This window comes from Halalkalibacterium halodurans (genome assembly GCF_005671335.1).
Lineage (GTDB): Bacteria > Bacillota > Bacilli > Bacillales > Bacillaceae_D > Halalkalibacterium > Halalkalibacterium halodurans.
In genome coordinates, this window is the sequence record NZ_CP040441.1 from 1,696,989 (window position 1) to 1,723,079 (window position 26,091).

Sequence of the window (26,091 nt, forward strand, 5' to 3'; positions counted from 1 at the left end):
GGGGAGAGAGGAGCTCTTCGCCGATGATGAATGCTAGAAGGAGTGAATCGAATGAGTTTGGACGTAAAGTTAGAGCAAAAGGATACGGTTCTACTCGTACGCTTGATCGGGGAGTTGGATCACCATACGGCGGAGCAATTAAAAAGACAGGTCGAAGAGGTGTTAAGTCAAGGCGTAGTAAAGCATATTGTGCTAAACCTACAGCAACTGGAGTTTATGGATAGCTCAGGGCTTGGGGTCATTTTAGGACGATACAAACAAGTGAAAAACAGCGGAGGTGAAATGGTGGTTTGCGCCATTTCTCCCACAGTAAAACGGTTGTTTGAAATGTCAGGTTTGTTTAAAATCATTCGTCTTGAAGAAAATGAGCAATTCGCATTACAAACGCTGGGGGTGGCTTAACATGCGGAATGAAATGAATTTGTCTTTTTCAGCACAAAGTCAAAATGAATCGTTTGCCAGAGTGACGGTCGGCGCCTTTATTGCTCAGCTTGATCCGACGATGGATGAAATGACGGAGATCAAAACGGTTGTCTCAGAGGCAGTAACCAATGCGATTATCCATGGCTACCAAGGACAGCCAGACGGTGTTGTCTACATTCATGCCTCCATTGACCAAGGTGTGTTTGAGTTAACGATTCGCGACGAGGGAATGGGGATTTCAGATGTGGAAGAAGCGCGTCAACCGCTTTACACGACAAAACCTGAATTAGAACGATCTGGGATGGGATTTACGATCATGGAAAACTTCATGGATGAAGTGAAAGTAGTCTCAGAACCGATGATAGGCACAACGGTTTTTTTGAAAAAGCATTTAACCAAAAGCAAAGCGATTTGCAATTAAGGGGTTTTGCCTAATGGATGTAGAGGTAAAACAGAACGAAAAAGAGCAGCCGTTTACAGACGAGGAAATTAAGCAGCTCATTGCGCAAAGTCAAGCAGGAGACCAAGAGGCGAGAGATCAAATCGTCAGTCGTAACACTCGCCTCGTATGGTCTGTCGTGCAACGATTCTTAAATCGCGGGTATGAAGCAGACGACCTGTTTCAAATTGGTTGCATTGGCTTGATTAAATCAGTGGATAAATTCGATTTGTCGTACGATGTCAAGTTTTCCACCTATGCGGTGCCAATGATCATCGGTGAAATCCAACGATTCCTTCGCGATGATGGTACGGTAAAGGTAAGTCGCTCCATTAAGGAGCTTGGCAATAAAATTCGGAAGCTCAAGGATGATATGACGAAGACGCTCGGTCGGACGCCGACGGTGAATGAAATTGCGGAGCAGTTAGAAATTACGCCAGAAGAAGTCGTCTTTGCCGGGGATGCAAGTCGCTCGCTAAGTTCCATCCATGAGACTGTCTATGAAAATGACGGCGATCCCATTACCCTTTTGGATCAATTGGAAGATCAAAGCGAGACGAGATGGTTTGATAAGATCGCCTTAAAAGAAGCGATTCATAACTTAGAGGAACGAGAGCGGTTGATCGTTTATTTACGTTATTATAAAGATCAAACCCAATCCGAGGTCGCGCAAAGACTCGGAATCTCCCAAGTACAAGTATCGAGACTTGAAAAGAAAATCCTTGAAACGATGAAAGCGAATATAGCTGAATAGGTTGTCCTCCTTTTTTGCCCTGCCGAAGCGGTAGGGCTTTTTTCATTTTAGGAAAGTCTAACGTTATAAAGGACTAAAAAGACAAGAAAATCAACGGAGATAAGTGTCTTTTTCGTTTCCTCCGAATGAAAGATTTTCACAAGACACATACTACTTGAAAGCAAAGGATTGTCAAGAAAGGAGGCAGATGGATGACCACTGATGTGAAAAAGCAATATCAAGCTAACATTAAACTGTATCAACCAAAGCCAAACTACGGAAAAAATGCAGTGCGTGCATTTCTCATTGGTGGCTTCATTTGTCTACTAGGTGAAGCCATTAGCGATCTGTATCTCATGTGGTTTCCTTTAAGTGAACGTACGGTCACAGCGCCAATGATGGCTACGATGATCTTGCTCGCTGCCCTCTTTACAGGGGTTGGTCTATATGACAAGCTCGGACAGTTTGGCGGTGCAGGTGCACTAGTCCCTGTCACGGGTTTTACAAATGCTATGGCGAGTGCAGCCCTTGAGCATCGCAGCGAGGGGCTTGTTCACGGAGTTGCGACCAACATGTTTAAAATGGTTGGAGCCGTGATTGTTTTTGGGGTTGTCGTCTCATATCTCGTTGGACTGACCAGGTTGCTCGTACAAATGCTCATTAGTTAACGAATTGAAGGAGAATACGTCAATGATGTCACCGCGAAAGCAAACGTTGAAGTTTGATAAGCCTGTCTACATTGAGTCAACAGGTACTGCGGTTGGACCTATGGAAGGCGCAGGACCCCTCAGGCATACGTTTGATCAAGCATATGACAATCTTTATTGTGGAGAGGATTCATGGGAATTAGCAGAACGACGACTCATGCAGGATGCGATCGAGCATTGCCTAAAAAAGGTTCATGTTGAGACGGAGAGAGTTTCATTTATGATCGCTGGGGATTTATTGAATCAAAACATTACGGCAAACTACGTTGCTAGAGCACTGGGAATTCCTTTTTTAGGCACATTTTCTGCGTGTGCCACATCAATGGAAACTCTGGCGGTAGGCTCGATCATCGTCCATGGTGGCTTTGCGCAAAGGGTGATTACAGCTACGAGCAGTCACTATGCCACCGCTGAAAGGCAGTTTCGTCAGCCGACTGAATTTGCCAAACAAAAGCCAGACTCAGCCACATATACAGTAACAGGTGCTGGAGCTGCATTGGTTAGTAATCGACCGAGCAAGGTTCGCATCGAGAGCGCGACAATCGGTCATGTGGTCGATTATGGTTTGAAAAACCCCCTTGATCTTGGATCGGCGATGGCCCCAGCGGCTGCGCATACGATTGTGACCCACTTGGAGGAAACCGATCAGCAGGTAGATGACTATGACTTGATTGTAACCGGTGATCTTTCTCGGATAGGGAGTGGAATTTTACGCAAGTTACTAGAGGAAAAACGAGTGATGTTTAAGCGCAACTATGATGATTGCGGGGTGATGATTTACAGCATGGATCAGCCTGTATTTGCTGGTGGAAGTGGAGCAGCATGTTCTGCGGTCGTCAGTTACGGTTATATTTTCGAACAAATGAAAAAAGGCAAGTTAAAGAAAGTGTTAATTGTAGCGACAGGTGCACTGCTCAATCCGATGATGATCCAGCAAAAAGAGACGATTCCGTGCATCGCTCATGCGGTTTCGTTGCGTGCGGAGGTGTAAATCGTGAACTATATTATCGCATTTACCGTTGGTGGCTTAATCTGTATTGTGGGACAAGTGTTGCTTGATGTAGCGAAAATGACTCCTACCCAAGTATTAAGCACTCTTGTGGTTGCAGGTGCGGTGCTGGATGGATTTCATTTATACGACAGACTGATTGATTTTGCAGGCGCTGGTGCGACCATTCCGATCACGAGCTTCGGTCATTCCCTTGTCCACGGGGCGATGGCCGAAGGAGAGCGATCAGGTTTTTTAGGGGTAGGAATGGGGATTTTTGAGATTACTTCTGCTGGCATATCTTCAGCTATTCTTTTTAGTTTTCTCGTGGCTGTTGTATTTAAGCCAAGGGGGTGAAGCTCATGAGCCGTCGGAAAGTAATCTTGATCACAGACGGAGATGAGTCGGCACTAAAAGCTATCGAACATGTTGCTAGAGAATTAGGAGGGCGTTGCATCAGTCAATCATGGGGCAATCCTAGCCATTTGACAGGAGAAGAGATCGTTAAGCTCATTTTGAAAACCCCCTATGATCCGGTGCTTGTCATGTTTGACGATTGTGGATTCCGTTTAGAGGGACCTGGAGAAGCGGCAATGCGCCATGTGGCAAATGATCCTGCGATTGATGTTTTAGGTGTGATTGCGGTTGCTTCTTCAAGCCATTATCACGAATGGACGAAGGTGGATGTAAGCATTGACCGCTTCGGAGAGCTTACGGAATATGGGGTGGATAAATATGGTGTGGCCGACCTTGAGATTGGGCGGATGAATGGCGATACGGTATACATACTCGATGAGTTGGATTTGCCGATCGTTGTCGGGATCGGCGACATTGGAAAGATGGGTGGAGCGGATGCGGTGGAAATAGGGGCGCCGATCACGCGAAGAGCGGTGGAATACATTTTAGAACGGAGTGGATACCATGAGTGAAAGCGTTAAAGAGCGAGAGGATATTATCTCACCGGACATTCATGTAAATGAAGAATGTTTGAAAGAACGATTAGGAATGGATGTCTCGTTTGACGTGGGCATTCGTAAGCTCCCCGTGTTTGACCGAGAAATTCAACTATATTACGTCAACGGCTTGGTAGATACGCAAAACATTATTGAGTTGTTGAAAGAACTGATGGATCTAGATGCGCGAAATCGGAAAATAACCGATGTGAAAAAGGCCGTTAAAAATCACTTAACCCATTACCAAGTGGAAGAGACCGACAGCATGAATGAAGCGGTAACACAAATGTTGTCAGGGCTCATTTTCATTTTAATTGATGGAGAGACCGAAGCGTTTGTTGTCGATGTTCGTTCCTATCCGACACGAGGACCTGAAGAGCCAGATACCGAGCGGGTCGTTCGAGGATCACGGGATGGTTATACGGAAAACATCATCATTAATACGGCTTTAACAAGACGTCGTATTCGAGACGAACGTCTGCGCCATGAAATTTTAAAAGTGGGCGTTCGTTCGAAAACCGATATTTGCATCGCCTATATCGATGGAATTGTCGATCCTGAAATGGTGAAAATCGTTAGGGAAGAGCTGGAAAACATAAAGATTGACGGTATAACTATGACCGATAAAATCATTGAAGAATATATTGTTAAACAAGGAATGAATCCGTTTCCACTTGTAAGATATACGGAGCGCCCTGATGTGGCAGCAACCCACCTGCTTGAAGGCCATTTGGTTATTATGGTTGATACGTCCCCAAGTGTTATTATCGCACCGACAACGTTTTTTCATCACGTACAACATGCAGAGGAATATAGACAATCAGCCGCCATCGGAACGTTTTTGCGGTGGGTTCGCTTTGCTGGCATCTTATTTTCCCTCTTTATTTTGCCGTTTTGGCTATTATTGGTCATGCAGCCAAGCTTACTACCAGAAGGGTTACAATATGTAGGGCCGAATGAAACAAAAGAAGTGCCCATTTTTGCCCAAATCATTTTTGCTGAACTAGGAATTGAACTGCTTAGGATGGCAGCGATCCATACTCCATCTCCGCTGGCTACAGCGCTTGGTCTCGTCGCTGCCCTCTTGATAGGAGAAATTGCGATTGAGGTCGGCCTGTTTTCACCAGAAGTTATTTTGTATGTAGCCATTGGTGCGGTCGGAATGTTCGCTACTCCGAGCTATGAGCTAAGTGTCGCTTTACGTGTAGCAAGACTGATACTGGTTACGATTGTGGCTCTATTTAAAGCACCCGGCTTTATTATTGCCACGACACTTTTTATTTTCATGCTTGCACGAATTAAAACCTTAAATAAGCCGTATTTATGGCCATTTCTTCCGTTCGATCCGCCTGCGATGTGGCAAATTATTATACGTTCCAGTGTTCCAACGATTCGATGGCGACCGAGTATCGTTCATCCGCAAGACCCTATTCGTCAAGAAGAAAGTTAATCAAGGCGGTTGTCAGGTAGAGGGGTTTGTGTTAAAGTAAAACACAACAATTTAATTCCCCTCATCAAGGATGAGGTAGAGGTGCAATGCGAATCAGTACCCACTTGGAGTTTGATGGAACTAGGAAGAGTGGGGAAAGGTCAATTTGCCGAAGTGAATGTATGTCCATCCCATACGTTTGCTGGGTCGTTTTTGAATAAAAAACGAACTGCCGCTGACTGTTAGCGGAGAGCTATCTGCCAATGAGGTTACCTTGCAGCATTCAACGTAGCTAGTGTAACACATTAGCTGCGTTTTTTTACGATGGTTGCAGTCGGTTAAAACGTCACTCATTGAGTTTACCTATAAGGGAGAGAAACCATCTATGTTTTTTCACGGAACGAGTCGTGTCAATGGAAAGGGTCATCTAGAAATCGGAGGTGTGGACACGGTCGAATTGGCCAATCTGTATGGAACCCCATTGTTTGTTTACGATGTGGCACTCATTCGTGAACGAGCAAAAGATTTCAAACAAGCCTTTGCAGATGAAGGAGTTCAGGCTCAAGTGGCGTATGCGAGCAAGGCGTTTAGCTGTATTGCTATGTTTCAGCTTGCTGAAGAGCTAGGCCTAAGTCTTGATGTCGTTTCTGGCGGTGAGCTGTACACCGGGCAGCAAGCTGGAGTATCGATGGAACGAATTCATTTTCACGGGAACAATAAAAGCCGTGCAGAGATTGAGATGGCGGTAGAAGCGGGAATTGGCTGCTTTGTCGTTGATAATTTTTATGAACTTGACCTGTTAGCAGACATTTGTGAGCAAAAGCGGGCGACTGCAAATATTTTATTGCGGATTACGCCGGGGGTTGAAGCTCATACTCATGACTACATCTCAACTGGTCAAGAGGATTCAAAGTTTGGTTTTGATCTTGTGAGCGGCCAAGCCACGCTTGCGGTTAAAAAAGCGTTAGCTGTCGACTCCATTCATTTGCTCGGTGTTCATAGCCACATTGGATCGCAAATCTTTGAAACAACTGGATTTGTCATGGCTGTCGAAAAAATATTTGAACATTTAGTTTCATGGCGAGAAGACCATGGATTCGAACCATCGGTGTTAAACTTGGGAGGCGGGTTCGGCATCCGTTACATTGAAGGTGATACCCCGCGTCCAGTCGGTGATTATGTTAAAGAAATGATCCGCGCGGTAAAGCAGCAAATTGCAGAACATGAAATGTCGATGCCGGAAATTTGGATCGAGCCTGGTCGTTCGCTTGTCGGCGATGCAGGGACGACGCTGTACACGATCGGGTCAAGAAAAGAAATTCCGAATGTTCGCCATTACTTGTCCGTCGATGGCGGCATGAGCGACAATTTGCGCCCAGCCCTCTATCAAGCTGAATATGAAGGGGCGCTCGCCAACCGTGTGAACGAGCAGCCGGTAGGGATGTTTTCGGTTGCTGGGAAGTGCTGTGAAAGTGGCGATATGCTCATTTGGGATTTACCATTACCAGAGGCAAACCACGAAGACATTTTAGCCGTCTTTTGTACAGGAGCCTACGGCTACTCCATGGCGAACAATTACAACCGGATTCCGCGCCCACCTGTCGTTTTCGTTGAGGATGGCGACGCCCAGCTTGTTATTCAGCGGGAGCGGTACGAAGACTTAGTGCGTCTCGATATGCCACTAGTAAAAAAGGTGAAAGTATAGCAAAAATTAAAAGTCTTGCACCCCAGACATTTATTTGGGGTGCTTTTCAATGGAAATGAATTTGCGCTAACCAACGTTAATGTACGAAGAAATCACTTGATACTACTTGATATAAACATGGAGGCGTCTTGATTCATAAAAATCCGCTGACCTTGATAGAACGTTCTAATTTCAATCGATTTAAATCCAACTTCGGATAAGCTTTTTTTAGTTCCTCATGGGAAAAACCGTTAGTAAAGATTTTGATTGACTATTTCGTAATTCGGATCGAACTTTCTTAACGATCACTTTAGCTAATTCAATTCTATCCTCTGTATCATATCGTTTGGCCATCTGTTCAAAAACGTTATTCTCCATTTTCCGCTCCCCCGTCTAGATAAAATAAAGGCTTACATACGGGTTATTATAGCAAAAATCAAACCCATAAGGACAACGTTCAGCCTCAAGCCCTTTCGTCTAGACCGTGGCGGTAGGGAAGTCGACATATATCCCCAGACGCGCCATAAACCTAATAAATAAGAACACCGGTCACCTAAACAAAAAATGGAGCAACTTGTGCAAAAGCTTCCTTTCGAGAGTTGATTTTTATATCTCTCGCTTCTTATTTTCTTTCTGCCTTTTTTTATTGTAAAATAAGGCGACGACTGTTAAGGAGGAATTTATGTATGAAAAAAGGTAGCATTACATTTGAAAATGGCGAAAAAATCGTCATTGAATTTTACCCAGAAGCAGCACCAGGTACGGTTGAAAACTTCGAAAAACTAGCGAAAGAAGGCTTTTACGACGGTCTAACGTTTCACCGTGTGATTCCAGGTTTCGTTGCTCAGGGCGGATGTCCAATCGGAAACGGAACAGGTGGTCCAGGCTATACAATAAAATGTGAAACCGAAGGAAACCCCCATAAGCACGTAGCCGGTGCATTATCTATGGCTCATGCTGGGAAAGATACAGGCGGTAGCCAATTCTTCATCGTTCACGAGCCTCAGCCGCATTTAGACGGTGTACATACGGTTTTCGGTCAAGTGATTGAAGGAATGGACACGGTTCTCCGTATTCGCCAAGGCGATGTCATGCAAGAAGTGAAAGTCTGGGACGAAGAGTAAAGGAAACACGAGTAAAAGCACTCCAACACGGGGGTGCTTTTGTTGTTTCTAAATACTAAATGATAAAAATATAGATGGTCTATTTAACAGGATTCAAGTTTTACTCCTTTTATTAACTCCTGAAGGAGCAAAAACACCTCATTACAAAAAAATGGTCATACCACTGCACTGAATAAAATATCCCACATAAAAAAACATATATACAATAAAAACAAAAAGTGATATAGTTTAAACAAAATAAAACAAAAATAAACGGAGGTATTTATGGTACAAAATGCATGGGATGTAGAAAAAGCTGCTACTCTTTCTACAGGACTTGATGAACTAGTATATCGGTCGAATTTAATCGGCTCAGACCGTGCCGTTTGTAACTGGGGCGGTGGTAATACATCGATGAAAACAGTAGAAAAAGATTTTCGTGGCCGTGAAATCGCAGTCATGTGGGTGAAAGGAAGTGGTTCTGATCTTGCAACCATGGGCGCGAAGAATTTCACAGGTTTAAACTTGGAAGATATTCGTCCGTTAATCGAGCGCGAGGAAATGTCAGATGAAGAAATGGTTGAATACTTAGGTCATTGTATGATCGATCGAAATCATCCGCGTCCATCAATTGAAACGTTGCTTCATGCGTTTTTACCCTTTAAGCATGTAGACCACACACATCCCGATGCGATCATTAGCATTTGTTGTGCTGATAATGGTAAGGAAATCGCAAAGAATCTTTTTGGTGATCGATTCGTTTGGGTCCCATACGTTAGACCTGGGTTTTCTTTATCAAAAATGATAGCTGAGGGCGTACAAAAAAATCCTCATGCTGAGCTAGTATTAATGGAAAAACACGGGCTCGTCGTTTGGGGGGAGACAGCGAAGGAAAGTTATGACCGAACGATATCAGTCATCAATGAAGCGGAAGCGTACATTCGTTCACGGATTAATGAAAGCGTTATTTTCGGAGGGGGGAAATATACAGCATTAGCAAAAGAAGAGCGTATGAGCATGCTCGCTAATGTGATGCCGGTCATCCGCGGTGCTGTAAGCGATGAAAAGAAAATGATTGTCACGTTTGACGACGGTGACGATGTATTAGAGTTCGTGAATAGTGTAGATGCAGCTCGACTTTCACAGGTAGGGGCGGCTTGCCCAGATCATTTGGTGCATACGAAGATGAAGCCACTGTTCGTTAAGTGGGACCCGTCTATGAACGACATCAATCAGTTAATCGATGCCATTAAGGATGGAATTTCCTCATTTAAAGAGGAGTACAAATCGTATTTTGAACGGAACAAAAACGAAGGCGATGTGATGTTTGAGCCTGCGCCGCGCGTGATTCTCATTCCAGGAATCGGAATGGTGAACACAGGGAAAAACGTCACGATGGCTCGCGTGAGTGGCGCTCTTTATCATCGAGCAATCGCGGTGATGAAGGGAGCAACTGCTCTTGGAACGTTTGTCTCTCTGAATGAAAACGAATCGTACAATATTGAGTATTGGCCACTTGAACTTTACAAACTATCATTAGCCCCGGCTGAGGCTGAGTTTTCGAGAAAGGTAGCGTTCGTCACTGGTGGAGCTGGTGGAATTGGTAGCGAGACGTGCCGTCAGTTCGTCGCTGAAGGAGCCCATGTCGTTGTTGCTGACCTTAATCTTGAAGGAGCGGAGAAGGTCGTTAGCGAAATAAATGAGCAGTACGGTACGGACCGGGCGCTTGCGGTAAAAATGGATGTGACGTGCGAGGAGCAAGTACAAGCTGCATTTAAACAGGCTACCTTAACGTATGGAGGCATTGATATTGTTGTCAACAATGCAGGTTTGGCAACGTCTAGTCCGTTTGATGAAACCACTCTTGACGAATGGAACTTGAACTTGAACGTACTAGGAACAGGCTATTTCCTCGTCGCCCGTGAAGCGTTTAAGCAAATGAAAGTGCAAGGAACGGGTGGAAATATGGTGTTTATTGGTTCAAAAAATTCTGTTTATGCAGGAAAAAATGCAACGGCGTATAGTTCGGCGAAAGCACTTGAAACTCATTTGGCGAGATGCATTGCAGCAGAGGGTGGCCCGTTTGGGATCCGTGTCAATTCTGTCCTCCCGGATGCTGTACTACAAGGATCTGCTATATGGGGATCCAGATGGCGACAAGAACGTGCGACTGCATACGGAATTGAACCAGATCAACTGGAGGAGCACTACCGTAAACGAACGACCTTGCTCGTCAATGTTTACCCGGAAGATATTGCTGCAGCAATTTTATTCTTTGCTTCGTCAAAAGCGGAGAAAACGACCGGGTGCATGTTGACGGTTGATGGCGGTGTTCCTGCTGCATTCACGCGATAACTATACGGAGGTTGCCCCCGTCCCAGGTGAATGATCCATGGGTGGGCTGCTTCAAAGACAAATAAGAAAGCACTTATGAAATAGGAGGTGCTGTAAAATGAACTATTCGTTGGCTGTCGACATTGGCGCTTCTAGTGGAAGGCTAATTGTTGGGGAGTGTAACAAAAAAATCCACTTAACCGAAATTCATCGTTTTGAAAACCAAATCATTGAGAAAAACGGACAGTTTTGTTGGGACCTGGACGCTCTATTTTCAGAGATTAAAACAGGACTCAAAAAGTGTCGCGAGGCTGGGATTGAGCCTGTATCGATGGGAATCGATACATGGGCGGTCGATTTTGTCCTCCTTGATGAGCACGACAAGCCGTTAACCGACGCCGTTTCCTACCGAGATCCTCGCACTGATGGCGTGATGGAAGAGGTTATCGAGCAGTTTATGAAGGAGCGTTTATACTTAGAAACGGGAATTCAATTTCAACAGTTCAATACGATTTATCAGCTGTATGCTTTAAAGAAACAACATCCTGACATTTTTAAAAAAGCAAAGTCGTTTTTAATGATTCCTGATTATTTTCACTTTTTGCTTACAGGAAAAAAAGCGAATGAATATACAAATGCGACGACGACTCAGCTCGTTAATGCGTTTACAAAAAAATGGGACAAAGACATTATCGAAGCGTTAGGGTTCAACCCCGATATGTTTCAAGAAATCAAATTGCCAACAGAATCCCTTGGAAAGTTGAAAAGTGAATGGGTAGAAGAGGTTGGTTTTGACCTTGAGGTGATCTTGCCAGCTACTCATGATACGGGCTCAGCTGTTGTTGCCGTTCCGAAAGTGGCGGACACCATTTATCTTAGCTCGGGAACGTGGTCACTCATTGGAGTAGAGAATTCGTTTCCAATTTGTGTAACAAAAGCGTTAGATTATAATTTCACAAATGAAGGTGGAATGAACTACCAGTTCCGTTTTCTAAAAAACATTATGGGTCTTTGGATGATTCAAGAGGTGAGGCGGAACTACGACAACCGTTACTCATTTGCTCAATTAGTTGAGCTTTCTAAAGGGATTTCGTTTAAATCTACTGTTGATGTAAATGATCCTCGATTCTTAAAGCCTACCAACATGATCAAAGAAATTCAACGCTATTGTCAAGAAACCGGTCAACAAGCTCCGGAGCACCCCGGTGAAGTAGCAAAGTGCGTGTTTGAAAGCCTCGCAGAAAGCTATACGAGCGCAGTCGCTGAAATCGAAGACATTTTTGAAAAAGATTTTAAATCTATCAACGTCATCGGTGGTGGTTGTCGTAATGAATTACTTAACCAGCTCATTGCTGATCGAACGAAAAAAGATGTATTTGCAGGCCCGATTGAGGCAACGGCCATTGGAAATCTCGTAGCCCAGTGGATGGCGCTAGGCGAAATCGAATCGATACAGCAGGCGCGAAAGCTGATTTATGACTCTTTCGACGTGAAACGGTACGTTTCGGCAGATAGGGAATAGGTAAACATACGTGACAAGGAGGCTTAGGATGAGCATGAAAAGTCAATTTGAGCGAGCGAAAATAGAATATGGACAATGGGGCATTGACGTAGAGGAAGCACTTGAGCGGTTGAAGCAAGTTCCAATATCGATCCATTGCTGGCAAGGAGACGATGTAGGCGGCTTCGAATTGAGCAAAGGCGAGTTGTCTGGCGGGATTGATGTGACGGGAGATTATCCAGGGAAAGCGACCACCCCTGAAGAGTTACGGATGGACTTAGAAAAAGCGCTGTCGCTGATCCCGGGAAAGCATCGCGTTAATTTGCATGCGATTTATGCAGAAACGGACGGTAAAGTGGTGGAGCGGGATCAACTCGAACCGGGGCATTTTGAAAAGTGGGTCCGTTGGGCGAAAAGGCATGGGCTAGGGCTAGATTTTAACCCGACGTTGTTTTCTCATGAAAAAGCGAAAGACGGACTGACCCTTGCTCACCCAGACCAAGCGATTCGTCAGTTTTGGATCGACCATTGTATCGCTAGTCGAAAGATTGGTGAGTATTTTGGGAAAGAGCTCGAGACCCCGTGTTTAACGAACATTTGGATTCCTGATGGTTACAAAGATACACCGAGTGATCGCTTAACCCCTCGAAAACGATTAAAGGAATCGCTGGATCAGATTTTTGCTGCTGAGATCAATGAAGCGTACAATCTTGATGCGGTGGAAAGCAAGCTGTTTGGCATCGGCTCTGAATCATATGTCGTCGGCTCCCACGAGTTTTATTTAAGCTATGCCTTGAAAAATGATAAGCTCTGCTTACTCGATACAGGCCATTACCACCCGACTGAAACGGTCTCTAATAAAATTTCCGCGATGCTCCTTTTTCATGATAAGCTCGCTTTACACGTCTCCCGACCGGTTCGCTGGGATAGCGATCACGTCGTCATGTTTGATGATGAGCTGAGGGAAATTGCCTTGGAAATTGTGCGAAACGATGCTCTTGATCGCGTCCTGATCGGATTGGATTTCTTTGATGCGAGCATTAATCGAATCGCGGCGTGGACGATTGGAACGCGCAATGTGATTAAAGCATTGTTGTTCGCTATGCTCATCCCGCACAAACAGTTAAAAGAGTGGCAGGAGACAGGAGATTATACGAGACGGTTGGCAGTGCTAGAAGAATTTAAAACGTATCCGCTGGGCGCGATATGGAATGAATATTGCGAAAGGATGAATGTGCCCATTAAAGAGGAGTGGCTCAAGGAGATTGCGATCTATGAGAAAGAAGTGCTGCTCCAGCGCCATTAGGAGTGCAGTCAATCGTGGCTGCATTTTTCCCATTCATCGGCTAAAATGTTGAACAGAGCTAGTAAATTGACATGTCCACGGAGGGAAAGAAACGATGCTTGTAGCCGAAAGGCATGAAAAAATCATTGCGCTCGTCACTGAAAAAGGGAGCGTTCGTGTATCGGAATTAAGTCAATTGTTTAACGTAACTGAGGAGACCATTCGCCGTGATTTAGAAAAGCTTGAAAGCGAACGGAAGCTGCAACGAAGCCATGGCGGAGCAGTTAGCATAAAGGAAGACACAGAGGCCCCATATTTTGAACGGGAAATCCGAAATGTAAATGAAAAGCAAGCCGTCGCAGCTCAAGCGGTCACATATGTGACCACGAACGATCGAATCATTTTAGATGCGAGCACAACCGCTTGGTATATGGCGAAACGGTTGCCAGATGTACCGTTAACGGTTTTAACGAACTCGATGAAAGTGGCGATGGAGCTAGCCAAACGAGAAAAAATAACGGTGATTACGGTAGGAGGCACCTTACTACGAAAATCGTTATCTTTTGTTGGCCCCCAAACGAATCAAACGCTTGAACTGTATCATGTGAACAAAGCGTTCATCTCTTGCCAAGGAGTGCATGCCAAGCGGGGGATAAGCGACTCCAACGAAATGCAGGCACTCGTGAAACAGAAAATGATCGATATTTCCGATCACGTGTTTTTGCTCGCCGATCATACGAAATTTGGAAAGCAAGCCTTTTCGCGAATTACGTCGATGGAAACGATTGATACGATCATTACAGATTCAAAAACTAGTGAGGAACAAATCAGTGACTTTCAAGAGTTAGAAATGGACGTGATTCGTGCTTAGTTCGTTGGTGATTGAGTGCTAAACCAACTAAGCGCTGTGCAATGAAGGTGAACAGCAAGAAAGTTAAAATCCTTGCTTTTTTATTTTGCTGGTGATACGATCGAGTCAGCTAAATCCCCCGTTTTATGACGTGGCAGGATGTTGGCAGGTTTTCGATTATATCGAGAACGATAGGTTGATCGGATTCCAGTAGGAAAATTGAATAATTAATTTTTATCCTTCGGGGCTGGGTGGAAATCCCGACCGGCGGTGATGAAGCGAATGCTTCTTAGTCCGTGACCCGGTTGCTGATATCAGTAAGCGGTGGACCTGGTGAAAATCCGGGACCGACAGTGAAAGTCTGGATGGGAGAAGGAAACGTACGGTTCAATTTGGAAAAATGTGCATGATTGCACATCTTCTTTCTCGTGGGCAAAAAACCTACGTATACACAAGGGAGAAGTCTGTCCAAATGGAACCACTGCTTGTCGCATGACAACGTGCGAACGCATTTTCGTATGTCAAAGTATGCCCCGTGAGAACAAAATCTCTGGGGCTTTTTTGCGCTTTCCAAAGAATGACACTCGCTTTTCGAATCATTATATAAAAAAAGGGAGACGCAAGAGAACGAAAGAAAGTTTTTCTAATCGGGTAAAGGTGGTAACATGTGATGACAGATGAACAGTATATGAAGCTAGCACTAGCACTCGCTGAGTCAGCCCGAGGGCAAACCTCTCCAAACCCACTCGTTGGCGCAGTCGTTGTCAAGGATGGGCAAATCGTCGGCATGGGGGCTCATTTAAAAGCTGGAGAGCCTCATGCTGAAGTTCATGCGATCCGAATGGCTGGCGAGAAGGCAAAAGGTGCGACGGCGTACGTAACGTTAGAGCCATGTAGCCATTATGGTAAAACCCCTCCGTGTGCTGATTTATTGATCGAGGCAGGTGTAGCTCGCGTCGTAATTGCCACAGAGGACCCGTTCCCAAAAGTGTCCGGTCGGGGGATTCGTAAATTGCAGCAAGCGGGAATCGAAGTGGAGGTAGGTATTTGTAAGCAAGAAGCGCTAGATCTAAACCGGATCTTTTTCCACTTTGTGCGAACGAAACGACCTTATGTAACGATCAAATCGGCCACGACTCTGGATGGGAAAACGGCAACAGTTCAGGGAAACAGCAAATGGATTACGAGCGAGCAAGCGAGGGAGGATGTCCACCGGTATCGACATGAACACGACGCTATTCTTGTTGGTGTAGGTACGGTACTTGCTGATAATCCGTCACTCACGACGAGACTTGCTGCTGGAGGATTGAACCCAGTTCGGGTCATCCTGGATCGTCGTCTTCGCACACCTCTTGATAGGAACGTAATCACTGATGGGAAAGCACCAACCTGGATATTTACTGAGGAGAGAGCTGATAAAGCGAAAAAAAAGGCCCTCGAAGAAAAGGGAGTTCAAGTTTTTTCGTTACCTAACGTCTCTGTAGAAGCTGTACTTGAAACACTTAGAGAAAAAAATATTCTTTCTGTCTTTGTGGAAGGGGGTGCGACCGTAAACGGTAGCTTTGTAAAAGCAGGCACCGTCGATCAAGTGATAACGTACTTAGCTCCAAAGGTCTTTGGAGGAGCTGCAGCCCCGACAGCAATAGGTGGTGACGGTGTGATTGCTGTAGCGGACGCCCTTCCATTTGAAGTGCAGGAAGTGATACAAATTGGCCCAGATGTGAAGATTGTGGCAAGGGCGAAGGAGGATGGAAACGATGTTTACGGGAATTATTGAAGATGTAGGCACCATTGATGCGATTCAGCAAACAGGGGAAGCGATCGTGATGACGATCACATCCAAAAAAATTGTCAGTGATGTGCAATTAGGCGATAGCATCGCGGTTAACGGAGTATGTTTAACGGTTACTTCGTTTACTGACACTCAATTTACCGTAGACTTGATGCCGGAAACGGTTCGAGCAACGAGCTTACGTCTACTGAGCAAAGGCTCGCGGGTCAACCTAGAGCGGGCGATGGTAGCTAACGGTCGGTTCGGTGGACATATTGTTTCAGGTCATGTGGATGGAATCGGTACGATCCGTAAAAAAGAACGGAAGGACAACGCTGTATATTATACGATCGAAGTGTCCTCATCTTTACGTCGTTATATGATCCATAAAGGCTCGGTTGCAGTGGATGGCACAAGCCTCACCATTTTTGACGTCTCAGACAAAACGTTTACGATTTCGATTATTCCTCATACCATGGAGGAAACGATCATTGGCTTAAAAAAAGCAGGCGATATCGTCAACATTGAATGCGATCTGATCGGAAAATACATCGAGCAATTTGTGCAGCAAGGAAAACCAGTGAACGAAGGCGGGCTGACGAAAGCCTTTTTAACAGAGCACGGATACAATTAAACAGGCAGAAGGCTGGTGATAATATGGACAAAAAGCTATTTGATCCGATTGAAGAAGCAATATATGAATTAATGCAAGGTCGAGTCGTGATCGTTTGTGATGATGAGGATCGGGAAAACGAAGGGGATTTTGTAGCCCTTGCTGAAAAAGCAACACCAGAAGTGATTAACTTCATGATCACGCATGGCCGTGGTCTCGTTTGCACGCCAATTACGGAAGAGCGGGCAAAGGAATTAGATCTTGTCCCCATGGTGGACCATAATACTGATCCCCATGGTACGGCGTTTACCGTCAGCATTGATCATCAAATGACGACCACAGGAATTTCTGCCCATGAACGGGCTATGACGATTCAGGCGTTAATTGATAAGAAAACGAAAAAGCACCACTTCAAACGACCAGGTCACATTTTCCCCCTAATAGCGAAAAACGGAGGAGTACTCCGACGGGCCGGTCATACAGAAGCGGCCGTTGATCTAGCTCGTTTGTCAGGCGCTGAGCCGGCAGGGGTTATTTGTGAAATCATTAAAGAAGATGGTTCAATGGCACGAGTTCCTGATTTGCGAAAAATCGCCGATCAGTTTGAACTGAAGATGATCACAATTAAAGATTTAATCGAATATCGTCACCGTAAAGACAAGCTTGTCAAGCGTGAAGTAGATATTTCCTTACCGACGGATTTCGGCTCATTCCGTGCAATCGGTTATACAGATGTCATTGATGGAAAAGAGAGTGTCGCTTTAGTGAAAGGACAGATTGTTGAAGGTGAACCAACACTCGTTCGTGTTCACTCCGAATGTTTAACAGGTGATGTGTTCGGTTCTCACCGTTGCGATTGTGGCCCACAACTCCAGGCAGCTCTCACACAAATCGAGCAACAAGGCAAAGGGATACTCCTTTATATGCGTCAAGAGGGTCGTGGTATCGGTCTCATGAATAAGTTGAAGGCATACAAGCTTCAAGAAGAAGGCTATGATACTGTAGAAGCAAATGAGAAATTAGGCTTTCCCGCTGATCTTCGGGACTATGGAATGGGCGCGCAAATTTTACGCGACTTAGGTGTGTCAAAAATGCGCCTCCTTACAAACAATCCGCGAAAAATTACGGGCTTGAAAGGGTATGGCCTTGAAGTGGTTGAACGGGTGCCGCTCCAATTACCTCATAACAAAGATAATGAGCGCTATTTGAAAACAAAGCACGAAAAGTTAGGACATCTGCTAAATTTTACTCATTCGTAATTGAACGAAACATTCATTCTAGAGGAGGACGTAGAACATGGGACAAACGTTTGAAGGACATTTAGTTGCAGAAGGATTAAAGGTAGGAATTGTTGTTGGACGGTTTAATGAATTTATTACGAGTAAGCTGCTTGGTGGTGCAGAGGATGCACTAAGGCGGCATGGGGCTTCCGAGGCTGATGTGGATGTGGCATGGGTACCAGGTGCCTTTGAAATTCCATTTGCGGCAAAAAAAATGGCGGAGTCTGGGAAATATGATGCTATTATTACGCTTGGAACGGTCATTCGCGGCTCAACGCCACATTTTGATTACGTATGTAATGAGGTGGCCAAAGGGGTTGGCGCGCTCAACATGAGCACTGGTATTCCGGTTATTTTCGGTGTCTTAACAACAGATACGATTGAGCAAGCCGTCGAGCGGGCTGGGACAAAAGCAGGAAACAAAGGCTGGGAAGCAGCTGCTGCGGCGATTGAAATGGCGAATTTAAGTAAAGAATTGTCAAAATAATAGCAGGAAAAAAGGGTTGACTCTTCTATCGTTTCCATGAATACTTATGGATGAGGGTCGCCCTTTTTTAATTCGTCTTGCTATCTATTATGAAATCGAGAGGACAACGTACGTCTAGATGTGTCGAATGATATAATGGAAAAAAGTCAATTGGCTTTGCGTAAAGCAAGTTGCCAAAAAGAGGGAGAATCATGTTATTTCCGTATAAATCTGCACAGCGAAAAATCGCTATGGGCTTAATCTCGTTTATGCCGAAAGAAAAAGAGATTAAGAAATTGCAGAAAACGATCGATCTTTATGAAAAAGAAACAGAGTGGGAGTTATTTTTATGGAAGGTTGAAGATGATTATGTGGCCGTCATTGGCGTTTGTCATTTAGCCAATGGGGACGCTGAACTACATCATCTTAGTGTAAACCCTTCCTTTCGCCAAGAAGGACTTGGAAAACGATTGATAGAAGAGGTGAAACGTCGGCTTGAAGGACGGCTTTTACCAACGAAAGAAACGAGAGCTTTTTTTGACGTCTGTCAAGATGACTGAATCGTTCAAGGCTTGAAAGTCTAAAACGTTAGACTTTTCAAGCCTTTTTTTATGAAAGAGAAAGGGTCACAGCGCTTTATATAGACCAAGAAGGTCCCATCGTTCATCCACGAGTCTCATTTTCTTTACGCTGCTCATCTCGCAATGTTAATTGTCTTTGACGCTCGGAAATAACTTGACTCCGGTCTCGAGTGGAGTGCTTTTCGATAAGCTGTATATTCGTCAAGTCACTGTCGATACCCCAAACCCCTCCCCATTCGCGACATTTTGCTTGGGCGTACTGAAGGACATCTGGCGCTAGCGGTAGATTCATGTCGAAAAAAGGGCGTTTGCCTAATAAGTCCAGATGGTTTTGCACTAGGGCCGATAGTTTCTCTGGATCAAGGCCTAGCTCCTGTAATGGGGCATGCTCGATTGAAATGAGGCGAAGGGCGTTTTTATACATTTTTCTGGCCCCGTCTTCGTTGCCTCTCCGTTCGTGGTAGAGCCCTACAGCAATTTGGATGAGCGCCACCCAATGAGGCTTTCGCCTGCCTGGTGGGTCTTGCTTCCAACGCTCTTCTAGCACTTCATGGCATTCAAAGTAATCTCGAAATCCGTGAAAATACACAAGATATTCATGGAAGGCTTCGTCGTACATAGCTATTCACTCCACTCTATCTAAAAACTCTAACAATAGTCTAACATAGGATGTAGGCATTTTACTTCTATTTACATGAAACGAAACTCCCGTTGGATGGGAAGTTATGATATAATCCCACTAGTCCAACGAACTTAACGGTGATGAAATGAATCCATACAGTGTAAAACTTGATACGTTTGAGGGGCCTCTTGATTTACTGTTACATTTAATTAATCAAGCGGAAGTAGATATTTATGATATTCCTGTGGCGTTAATTACAGAACAATATATGGCATATATCCACACGATGCAAGAGCTTCAGCTAGATGTGGCGAGTGAATATTTGGTGATGGCCGCGACCTTGCTGCAAATCAAGAGCAAAATGTTATTGCCAAAACAGGAGGAAATTTTTGATGAGACGTTTGAGTATGAAGAGGAAGATCCGCGTGAGGAGTTAATGTTCCGGCTCATTGAGTATAGGCGCTACAAAGAAGCGGCACAAGAGCTAAAGGAAAAAGAAGGGGAGCGATCCCAAGTACATACGAGGTTGCCCGACAACTTGGATGACTATTTAACAGAGGAAGAAAGACAGCGACAGTCCATTCAAGGGGTGACTCTTTTTGACATGCTTGCTGCCTATCAAAAGTTGTTGAAGCGAAGAGCGTATAGCAGACCAAGAACGAGTACGGTCAAGGTTGAAGAATATTCGATCGATGAACGGATGACGGATATTTTGATAGATTTAGAAAAGTGCAACGGGAAATGCCGGTTTCAGGATCTTTTTGTTGAAAAGGGGCGTGGCCATATGGTTGTCACATTTTTAGCAATGCTGGAATTAATGAAAACGGACGCGATCTATTGCGAGCAGAACGAAAATTTTGCCGACATTTGGATTTACCGAAGAGAGGGGAAGAATCGTGACATTGAAAGAGCTTCAAGCAGCCATTGAGGGGATCTTGTTCGTGCGGGGAGATGAGGGCGTGACGCTCGAGGAGCTTTGCGATTTGCTTGAATTAAGCACAGATGTCGTCTATGCAGCACTTGAGGAACTGCGCCTTTCCTATACGGATGAGGCGCGCGGCCTCCGAATTGAAGAGGTGGCCCATGCCTTTCGTCTTTCAACAAAACCTGAATTGGCTCCTTATTTTAAGAAGCTAGCGTTATCAACATTGCAGTCAGGGTTGTCCCAAGCCGCATTAGAAACGTTAGCGATTATCGCCTACAGGCAACCGATTACGCGAATCGAGGTTGATGAGGTCCGTGGGGTGAAATCGGAGAAAGCCATCCAAACGTTAACATCTCGATTACTCATCAAAGAAGTCGGGCGGGCACAAGGAACGGGGCGGCCGATTTTGTACGGGACAACACCTCAATTTCTTGATCATTTCGGCTTAAAGTCATTGAAAGAACTACCGCCATTACCAGAAGATATTGATGAATCCTCCATAGGAGAGGAAGCCGATTTGTTTTTTCAACAAATGGAACAAGGAAGCTTGTTTCACGAAGAATAAAAAGAAAAGCTGTGCTAAAGTCGAAACGAAGCGAATCCAGCGACTTAGCACAGCTTTTTGAATGTTGGTCCATCTATGTTTTCGGGCTCTACAATAAATGTTGGGGTTTTTGCACAAAAGAGGGCAAAAAAAATGCACGCAGGCTCCTTTATCCATTATCCTTGAATTGTTGAGAAACAAAGAAAGGATAGGAGCTGCGTGTACGATGAATTTTACCATGGATTTGCCCGGATTAAAAGGTGTGAAGGTCACAAAGATGGAGGAACGAGAGGACTTTATCGCGCTCCATGTAGAAATGCCGCGAACGCCTCATCGTTGCCCATCCTGCGGGAAGAGAACCGAGAGAATCCATGATTACCGCATCCAAAAAGTTCAACATCTCAAGCTCTTTGAACGGTGGGTGTATCTATTCTATCGAAAGCGCCGGTACGCGTGCAGATGCGGGAAGCGGTTTGCGGAGAAAGCCTCTTTTGTAGAGCGATATCAGCGTCAGACAGTGGAATGGAATCAAGCGTTTCGCTTACGGCTCATTCAAGGGAAGAACTTTACGGACACAGCGAATCAATTCCAAACGTCCGTGACAACTGCCATGCGCCGGTTTGATCAATTGGCGGCCCCCCTCGTGAAGAAGGTGGATCACCTTCCTCCTCGGATTGCGATTGATGATTACAAAGGGGATACGAATGCGGGGAAATATCAAGTGATCATTGCGGATGCAGATACACGGAAGCCACTGGATATCTTACCGGATCGTAAAGCCGATACGCTTAAACGATATCTTCAAGAGAAGGGTCATCATGTAAAAACGGTCGTGATGGATCTTAGTTATACCTTCAAGTCGGCTGTTCAAAAGGCCTTAGGCCACCCGCTCATCATTGGGGATCCGTTCCATTTCTGTCGTTACATCTACTGGGCTCTGGAAGGGGTTCGCCGCCGAGTGCAAAAAGCGTTCCATCCGTATCATCGAAAACGATGTAAACGGATCAAACATCTGTTTCAGAAAGAGAGAGAAGGACTGGATGATAAGCAAAAGAAGAAGGTGGAGCGGTACTTAGAGCTATCCCCTGATTTAAGGGAAGCGTATGAGCTAAAAGAACATTTTCGTCGGTGGTATCAAGAAGCGAAGATGCAAGGAAGGGAAGGACGAATGAGCGAGGTGAAGCAAGGGCTCTACGCCTTTTACCGAAGAGTGGAGGCGAGCCCGTTAAAGGAGTTCCACCGAGCCATTCAGACGCTGAAGAACTGGCAGACCGAGATCTTGAATAGCTTCGCGTTTGGCTTAAACAATGGTTTTATCGAAGGACTGAATAATCAAACGAAGGTGATTAAGAGAAATGCCTTTGGTTTTCGGCGTTATGATCGCTTGCGAAACCGTATTCTCTTGCATCATCAATTCAAACATCAAACATTCGGGGTAGGATAAGAGGGGCTCGCCCTCCTATGCCACCCCAACATTTGACTAAGAACCTGTTTTCGTACGCGGCTTTGTCGGATCACAGTCTGGTGGGTGGAGCTCTGTCACTTCCGCTAGCTTCATCAAGTAGTAGCATTCTTCGCGAAACATGTGATCCGCCATTAAAGCATCCAATGTTCCAAGCAAGCGATTGGATAGCTCCATCTCTTCAAGTTCATCTAAAAAGGTCTGAAATAGAACGATTTCTAGTTGGACATCCTCGTTAAAGCGTTGTAGGGCTGGGAATTGCTCAACGTTCGCTCGTAAATAACCGGCCATTTCCACCGCTTTAATATAATATTGTTCAAACCTTACCGTAAATTCATCACTTTTTTCCTTTAACTTTTTTTCGGTTAAGTCCATCGAATTGGAAAGGCCACCTGCGTGTCCAGCAGCATCCAATAGCCAAACTAAGTGGTGATGAAGGGGATGTGTTTTAGGCGGGATTTGTTGATTTTCTAAGTATGGCAATAGACGTAAATATTCCTCTACTTCGTTCACCATATGGTTTAAAAATGTCGGGGACAGCTCGATCGTAATTTGGTTGACTAAATGCTCACGAATGAGCTGAAGCTTAAACGATCGAATCGCTCCCGCTTGCTCGTGGGCAGATGTCGTTAGTTGAAACAGCCTTTCTCCCGTTAGAGGCTGCTTGCTCTCTTCAAGCAAACGATCGAAGATATCAATAAACATTTGCGCCCGCTCGATATGATCTTCCTCTTTCACCGAAAGAGAATCGCGAATGAACCTAGCATGATCGCCCAATACTTGTAACCAGAAGCGGTGCTCAAACAAAGCAACCTTCTCATACCCTTGCATACATATGACCTCCTTTTTCTCGATTCAACGTATGAGGGAAAAGTCGAAACTATGAACCTTTTTTTCATAGGCCAAGACCTAACCACATATGGTGACATGAATGGAAGAAAAAAGGGAGGTTCTTCAATGAGCATAGAATGGGGGCAGCTACATGCATGGGTAAACCGTGTAGAGGAGGCGTGGAATCAAAACAAGGCGTTGCTCCGATCAGAAAGTGTAGACACCTTTTTATTTGAAGAAACGTTAGAACGATTGAAGGAACAACTACAAAATGATGGGGAGCCAACGGAAATTGGGGAGTTAGCGGAGCACCTGTATGAGGAGTGGGCAAGGCTTTTTAGCGAACAGACAGAGGCAGGAGGAAGTAACGGTATGCGGCGACCTGTGCCGATTGGCGGGCACCGGCTGCCACCATTACCGTATCCGTATGAAGCATTGGAGCCTTATATTGACCGAGAAATTATGCGGTTGCACCATCAGAAGCATCACCAGAGCTATGTGGATGGACTAAATAAAGCCGAGAAGGAAATGGAGAGAGCGAGACGGACGAATCATTTTCAGCTGATCAAGCATTGGGAACGGGAGGCCGCTTTTAATGGAGCGGGTCATTATTTGCATTCGATTTTTTGGGAGGTGATGTCTCCTCACGGGGGCGGGGAACCGAAGGGAGAATTGCGTCGACAAATCGAACGGGATTTCGGTAGCTTTGCCCGGTTTAAAAATCATTTTTCCCAAGCGGCTGAAAAAGTAGAGGGAGTCGGATGGGCGATTCTCGTTTGGGCACCTCGTGCTCATCGACTGGAAATTTTGCAGGCGGAGTTTCATCAAAACTTGTCACAACAAGATGCCATCCCGCTTCTCCCTCTGGATGTGTGGGAACATGCGTACTATTTACAATATAAAAATGAGCGAAAAGACTACATTGAAAATTGGTGGAATGTCGTCAACTGGGATGCTGTTGAAAAACGATACAACGCAGCTAAACAGTTACGCTGGATCCCATATTAATTTTCTTCTGTCATGAGTCTGATAATAAAATCTTTCAGATCGACCATTCGCGGGTGAGCTGGCGCCTTGTCTGTTCCTGCGATAATCATCGCGGCTTTCGTATCCTCTTCATGAATCCCTCCGTGCTCCCCTCCACCGATGTGGGCGGGAGCTCCTTCCGATTCAAAAATATAACCTGGCTTCGCCGTTAACACAAGAGTAGATGTATGGCTGTCTAACGCATGGAAGAGTTGGTTAAAGAGGTCTGGGTTTTCGCCGTACATAATCCGCTTGCAGTCATGATCGAAAAATACATCACCAATTTGTTCATTCCCCTCAATGGTCCACGTTTGTCCATACGGATCAATCCAAGAACCTCCCTTCTTAACCTTGAGCGGTTCCTTATGTTCAGGAGCTTTAATCACAAGCTCGTCGTCTTCTAAATAAGCAGCAAATTGAATTCGTAGATCCTCAAGGGCTTCGTTTGCGAGTGTATCAAAGGAATGTGCAGGTTGAAACGAATAGACGTAAACCATTCGATGGTTGTTCGCAATCACAATTTCACCGTCACTAGGAGCGTCCATTAAGGAGGCAATCTCATACTCCTCATAAAGGGTAGGAAGAGGTATGATGGCATCGCTTGCTGTAGAAGCAATTTGCGACTGTCCATGGTCGCCAATGACGATAAAAATGTTTTCTTCCAAAGCTTGCTCCCAGCTATCATAGCTATTTAAAATGTCTTGGAACGCATGATCGACTTTTTCAAAATCTTCAAGGTTCAATTGCCCATGGTCGTGAGTGGCTTGGTCAAAGTCCGGCATGAACAAAAACAAAAACTGAGGCTGTTCGTTTTTTTCAATCAGTGTACGAACGACCGCTGTACCGTAGGAATCGTTGAGCCCGTAAAGGTCGAGAAAGTGATCATCATCCAGCTCTTTAGCTTGAATGACTTTCGGTTCGATGATCGTTCCAAAGGATAACAAGTCAGGTCCTTTCGTTTCAAATGGCTGTCCTTGCATCCATGTGTCAAATGGCTCAGGCAAATTCACTTTATGAGAAGTATTCCCCCTGTAAACAAGGGCATTTACGGAACCAGTTGACATTTGACTATCCTGCAAGATTTCATGGATTGTCGGTACATCTTTACTCAAATGACGGTTGTTCAAGTTGCTTAGGTCGTCAAAAAGGACTCGATTTAATCCTAATTTCATATAGGTTTCTGGTGTAGAGCCATAATCGACGAGACGATCTTCCTCCGCATGATACCAAACAAGTCCTGGAACCTTATGTTCATCTGGCAGTGATCCTGTAATAAGTGTGCTCTCAATGACAACCGACATGGAAGGGAACGGGGCAATCAGTTCGTCAAAATATGTACCGTTCTCCATTAAAAACGATAACCCTGGAATGATGCCTTCTTCTTTGGCAGCATCTAAAAGGTCTGCCGTCATCGAATCGATCATCACCATGATCACCGACTTTTCTGTTGACTGTGCAAAATCTTTTCCTTGAATTGAGGCTCCCTGCGGCTCTCGATTTTGGCAGCTTGTGACGATAAACAAACAACAGATACCAATCAA

26 protein-coding genes, 1 pseudogene and 2 riboswitches are annotated in these 26,091 nt (G+C 45.0%); of the genes and pseudogenes, 23 read left to right on the forward strand and 4 right to left on the reverse strand.

Annotated elements, in window-relative coordinates; genetic code table 11:
* The first annotated feature begins 51 nt into the window (after nt 1–51).
* The 9 genes from spoIIAA (at nt 52) to lysA (ending at nt 7,377) form a co-directional block, all read left to right on the forward strand.
* Nucleotides 52–402, forward strand: a complete 351-nt coding sequence (gene spoIIAA, locus FED51_RS08365) for an anti-sigma F factor antagonist (protein ID WP_010897701.1) — start codon at nt 52–54, stop codon at nt 400–402.
* A gap of 1 nt (nt 403) precedes the next feature.
* On the forward strand, nt 404–844 hold the full coding sequence (spoIIAB, locus tag FED51_RS08370) for an anti-sigma F factor (RefSeq protein ID WP_010897702.1): 441 nt from the start codon (nt 404–406) through the stop codon (nt 842–844).
* A gap of 13 nt (nt 845–857) precedes the next feature.
* On the forward strand, nt 858–1,616 hold the full coding sequence (gene sigF, locus FED51_RS08375) for an RNA polymerase sporulation sigma factor SigF (protein ID WP_010897703.1): 759 nt from the start codon (nt 858–860) through the stop codon (nt 1,614–1,616).
* Nucleotides 1,617–1,807: 191 nt separating this feature from the next.
* Nucleotides 1,808–2,263, forward strand: coding sequence for a stage V sporulation protein AC (spoVAC, locus tag FED51_RS08380; RefSeq protein WP_010897704.1), 456 nt, complete (start codon nt 1,808–1,810; stop codon nt 2,261–2,263).
* A gap of 22 nt (nt 2,264–2,285) precedes the next feature.
* Nucleotides 2,286–3,293 carry a stage V sporulation protein AD gene (gene spoVAD / locus FED51_RS08385; RefSeq protein ID WP_010897705.1) on the forward strand — a complete coding sequence of 336 codons (1,008 nt, stop codon included), beginning with the start codon at nt 2,286–2,288 and terminating at the stop codon, nt 3,291–3,293.
* A gap of 3 nt (nt 3,294–3,296) precedes the next feature.
* A complete protein-coding gene (gene spoVAE / locus FED51_RS08390) occupies nt 3,297–3,647 on the forward strand; it encodes a stage V sporulation protein AE (protein ID WP_010897706.1) in 351 nt (116 codons plus the stop codon).
* Nucleotides 3,648–3,652: 5 nt separating this feature from the next.
* Nucleotides 3,653–4,219, forward strand: a complete 567-nt coding sequence (gene spoVAEA / locus FED51_RS08395) for a stage V sporulation protein SpoVABEA (RefSeq protein ID WP_010897707.1) — start codon at nt 3,653–3,655, stop codon at nt 4,217–4,219.
* Nucleotides 4,212–5,693 carry a spore germination protein gene (locus FED51_RS08400; RefSeq protein WP_053431423.1) on the forward strand — a complete coding sequence of 494 codons (1,482 nt, stop codon included), beginning with the start codon at nt 4,212–4,214 and terminating at the stop codon, nt 5,691–5,693. Before spoVAEA ends, FED51_RS08400 begins: the two co-directional genes overlap by 8 nt.
* A 68-nt stretch (nt 5,694–5,761) precedes the next feature.
* A riboswitch (Lysine riboswitch) is annotated at nt 5,762–5,936 on the forward strand.
* A gap of 121 nt (nt 5,937–6,057) precedes the next feature.
* Nucleotides 6,058–7,377, forward strand: a complete 1,320-nt coding sequence (gene lysA, locus FED51_RS08405; RefSeq protein WP_053431422.1) for a diaminopimelate decarboxylase — start codon at nt 6,058–6,060, stop codon at nt 7,375–7,377.
* A gap of 92 nt (nt 7,378–7,469) precedes the next feature.
* Here the strand turns inward: lysA and FED51_RS08410 are convergent.
* A pseudogene (locus FED51_RS08410) lies at nt 7,470–7,734 on the reverse strand (hypothetical protein).
* A gap of 308 nt (nt 7,735–8,042) precedes the next feature.
* Here FED51_RS08410 and FED51_RS08415 point away from each other — a divergent pair.
* From FED51_RS08415 to FED51_RS08460, 10 genes are all read left to right on the forward strand, one after another.
* Nucleotides 8,043–8,480 (forward strand): peptidylprolyl isomerase, encoded by a 438-nt coding sequence (locus FED51_RS08415; protein ID WP_010897710.1) that lies wholly within the window; start codon nt 8,043–8,045, stop codon nt 8,478–8,480.
* 264 nt (nt 8,481–8,744) lie between these two features.
* Nucleotides 8,745–10,814: a bifunctional rhamnulose-1-phosphate aldolase/short-chain dehydrogenase gene (locus FED51_RS08420; RefSeq protein WP_053431421.1), complete on the forward strand. Its 2,070-nt coding sequence runs from the start codon at nt 8,745–8,747 to the stop codon at nt 10,812–10,814.
* 97 nt (nt 10,815–10,911) lie between these two features.
* On the forward strand, nt 10,912–12,315 hold the full coding sequence (rhaB, locus tag FED51_RS08425; RefSeq protein WP_053431420.1) for a rhamnulokinase: 1,404 nt from the start codon (nt 10,912–10,914) through the stop codon (nt 12,313–12,315).
* A gap of 28 nt (nt 12,316–12,343) precedes the next feature.
* Nucleotides 12,344–13,600, forward strand: a complete 1,257-nt coding sequence (gene rhaA, locus FED51_RS08430; RefSeq protein ID WP_053431419.1) for an L-rhamnose isomerase — start codon at nt 12,344–12,346, stop codon at nt 13,598–13,600.
* A 94-nt stretch (nt 13,601–13,694) separates the two neighbouring features.
* The gene (locus FED51_RS08435) at nt 13,695–14,450 is read left to right on the forward strand and encodes a DeoR/GlpR family DNA-binding transcription regulator (RefSeq protein ID WP_010897716.1); all 756 of its coding nucleotides are present in this window, start codon (nt 13,695–13,697) and stop codon (nt 14,448–14,450) included.
* Nucleotides 14,451–14,662: 212 nt separating this feature from the next.
* Nucleotides 14,663–14,810, forward strand: a riboswitch (FMN riboswitch).
* A gap of 289 nt (nt 14,811–15,099) precedes the next feature.
* Nucleotides 15,100–16,206 carry a bifunctional diaminohydroxyphosphoribosylaminopyrimidine deaminase/5-amino-6-(5-phosphoribosylamino)uracil reductase RibD gene (gene ribD, locus FED51_RS08440; RefSeq protein WP_010897717.1) on the forward strand — a complete coding sequence of 369 codons (1,107 nt, stop codon included), beginning with the start codon at nt 15,100–15,102 and terminating at the stop codon, nt 16,204–16,206.
* Complete coding sequence (ribE, locus tag FED51_RS08445) at nt 16,187–16,834, forward strand: riboflavin synthase (RefSeq protein ID WP_010897718.1); 648 nt, start codon at nt 16,187–16,189, stop codon at nt 16,832–16,834. Before ribD ends, ribE begins: the two co-directional genes overlap by 20 nt.
* 23 nt (nt 16,835–16,857) lie before the next feature.
* Nucleotides 16,858–18,072: a bifunctional 3,4-dihydroxy-2-butanone-4-phosphate synthase/GTP cyclohydrolase II gene (locus FED51_RS08450; protein WP_010897719.1), complete on the forward strand. Its 1,215-nt coding sequence runs from the start codon at nt 16,858–16,860 to the stop codon at nt 18,070–18,072.
* Between the two features lie 37 nt (nt 18,073–18,109).
* On the forward strand, nt 18,110–18,580 hold the full coding sequence (gene ribH, locus FED51_RS08455; RefSeq protein WP_010897720.1) for a 6,7-dimethyl-8-ribityllumazine synthase: 471 nt from the start codon (nt 18,110–18,112) through the stop codon (nt 18,578–18,580).
* Nucleotides 18,581–18,771: 191 nt separating this feature from the next.
* Nucleotides 18,772–19,119 (forward strand): GNAT family N-acetyltransferase, encoded by a 348-nt coding sequence (locus FED51_RS08460; RefSeq protein ID WP_053431418.1) that lies wholly within the window; start codon nt 18,772–18,774, stop codon nt 19,117–19,119.
* Between the two features lie 103 nt (nt 19,120–19,222).
* Here the strand turns inward: FED51_RS08460 and FED51_RS08465 are convergent, their stop codons facing one another.
* The gene (locus tag FED51_RS08465) at nt 19,223–19,759 is read right to left on the reverse strand and encodes a DUF309 domain-containing protein (protein ID WP_053431417.1); all 537 of its coding nucleotides are present in this window, start codon (nt 19,757–19,759) and stop codon (nt 19,223–19,225) included.
* A 148-nt stretch (nt 19,760–19,907) separates the two neighbouring features.
* Between FED51_RS08465 and FED51_RS08470 the strand changes: the two genes are divergently transcribed.
* The 3 genes from FED51_RS08470 to FED51_RS08480 all read left to right on the forward strand — a co-directional run bounded on the left by FED51_RS08470 (nt 19,908) and on the right by FED51_RS08480 (nt 22,675).
* Entirely contained in the window at nt 19,908–20,690 is a 783-nt protein-coding gene (locus FED51_RS08470) for a segregation/condensation protein A (RefSeq protein WP_053431416.1), read from the forward strand.
* Complete coding sequence (gene scpB, locus FED51_RS08475) at nt 20,659–21,252, forward strand: SMC-Scp complex subunit ScpB (RefSeq protein WP_010897724.1); 594 nt, start codon at nt 20,659–20,661, stop codon at nt 21,250–21,252. The genes FED51_RS08470 and scpB overlap by 32 nt, the downstream gene beginning before the upstream one ends.
* 205 nt (nt 21,253–21,457) lie before the next feature.
* Nucleotides 21,458–22,675, forward strand: a complete 1,218-nt coding sequence (locus FED51_RS08480) for an ISL3-like element IS651 family transposase (protein WP_138090175.1) — start codon at nt 21,458–21,460, stop codon at nt 22,673–22,675.
* A 36-nt stretch (nt 22,676–22,711) separates the two neighbouring features.
* Here FED51_RS08480 and FED51_RS08485 read toward each other — a convergent pair whose 3' ends face one another.
* The gene (locus tag FED51_RS08485) at nt 22,712–23,524 is read right to left on the reverse strand and encodes a DUF2935 domain-containing protein (protein ID WP_138090386.1); all 813 of its coding nucleotides are present in this window, start codon (nt 23,522–23,524) and stop codon (nt 22,712–22,714) included.
* A gap of 126 nt (nt 23,525–23,650) precedes the next feature.
* On the opposite strand from FED51_RS08485, the gene FED51_RS08490 reads away from it, so the two are divergent.
* Nucleotides 23,651–24,532 (forward strand): superoxide dismutase, encoded by an 882-nt coding sequence (locus tag FED51_RS08490; protein ID WP_053431414.1) that lies wholly within the window; start codon nt 23,651–23,653, stop codon nt 24,530–24,532.
* Here the strand turns inward: FED51_RS08490 and FED51_RS08495 are convergent.
* Complete coding sequence (locus FED51_RS08495) at nt 24,529–26,091, reverse strand: alkaline phosphatase family protein (RefSeq protein WP_053431413.1); 1,563 nt, start codon at nt 26,089–26,091, stop codon at nt 24,529–24,531. The genes FED51_RS08490 and FED51_RS08495 overlap by 4 nt on opposite strands.